1 pseudogene is annotated in these 410 nt (G+C 69.0%); it reads left to right on the top strand.

Annotation, left to right across the window (positions count from 1 at the left end):
* A pseudogene (locus RNB18_RS52940) lies at positions 1–253 on the top strand (hypothetical protein); the annotation flags it as partial.
* Between the last annotated feature and the right edge of the window lie 157 nt (positions 254–410).

The raw sequence follows: 410 nt of genomic DNA on the forward strand, positions 1-410 counted from the left end.
GTTGATCCAGGCGGCCGAGGAGGGCGACCTACGGGACAGCCTCGACATCGCCGGTGCCGCCGAGGTGATCCTCGGATCCATGCTGGGCGCCGAGGCCCTCTCGCGCGCCAACGCCACGGGCACCGACTTACGCGAACGGGTCGCCCACACGTGGGATCTGCTGCTCCCCGCGATCGTCAGCAGGGAGTCGCTGGATTACTTCCGTGAATTCCTGGCCCGCGAATCGCTGCGCCGAACGCAGGCCGCGGGCTAGCCCCTACAACTCTTCGGACCACAACCGCTCGGTGAGGTCCTGGAACGTCGCCAGCGCCACCGGGTCGTCGCCGCGCAGCAGCGCCGATTTGCTCATCCGCGCCCGCACGATGGAACCGTCGCGGTGGACGAGGTCGACCAGCAGACCGGCATGGGCT

It is taken from the genome of Streptomyces doebereineriae (assembly GCF_031845645.1).
Taxonomy (GTDB): Bacteria; Actinomycetota; Actinomycetes; order Streptomycetales; family Streptomycetaceae; genus Streptomyces; species Streptomyces canus.